Origin of the sequence: Streptomyces calidiresistens (assembly GCF_014141525.1) — a bacterium.
Lineage (GTDB): Bacteria > Actinomycetota > Actinomycetes > Streptomycetales > Streptomycetaceae > Streptomyces > Streptomyces calidiresistens.
Map to the genome: position 1 here is coordinate 1 of NZ_VKHS01001377.1, position 782 is coordinate 782.

1 protein-coding gene is annotated in these 782 nt (G+C 74.3%); it reads right to left on the bottom strand.

From position 1 onward, the window contains the following. On the bottom strand, positions 1-782 hold a 782-nt coding region (locus tag FOE67_RS27400; RefSeq protein ID WP_182667506.1), incomplete at both ends, for a S8 family serine peptidase.

Sequence of the window (782 nt, forward strand, 5' to 3'; positions counted from 1 at the left end):
TCCATGTAGAGGTTGCCGGCGGTGCGGACCTCGCGTTCCCCGTCGGTGGCGGTCACGGTGGTGCCGTACACGCCCGCGCCCTCCTCGCCGAGCCCGGGGTCGGCGGTGAGCGCGACGCTCGCCGTTCCACCGGCGGGCACGGTCACCTCATCGGCCGCGAGGGCGAACATGCCCTCCGGGGCCGACTCGCCCTCCGGACCGATCTCCTCGGTCCTCAGTTCCAGGGTGATGTCCTCGGTGCCGAGGTTGCGGTAGGTCAGCTCGCGGGTGATCGGGTCGGTCTCCCCGCTTCCCCAGGGGATCAGACCGAAGCCCAGGGAGACGGGTTCGGCGATCACGTCGGCGGCCAGGGCGCGGGGGATGTCGACACGGCCGGTGCCCTGCCGGTGGACGGGGGTCTCGGCCAGGCCGACGGCGGAGCCGACCAGCACCGCCTTGAGTTCCTCGGCGGTCAGTTCGGGGCGGGCCTGCGCCAACAGGGCGGCGGCACCGGCGACGTGCGGGGCGGCCATCGATGTGCCGCCCATGGCGACGTATCCGCCGGTACCGGCCTCCGCGGCCGTGATGCCCACGCCGGGGGCGGTGAGGTCCGGCTTCGGGAGGCCGTCCCGGAAGCGGGGGCCGGAGGAGGAGAAGTCGACGACGGTGTCGTCCCAATCCAGCGCGCCGACGGTGAGCGCCGCCTCGGCCGTGGCGGGGGCGCGCAGGGACGCGGTGAACGGACCCTCGTTGCCGGCGGCGACGACGAACAGGGTGTCGCTCTGCGCCGAGAGCCGCTCCAG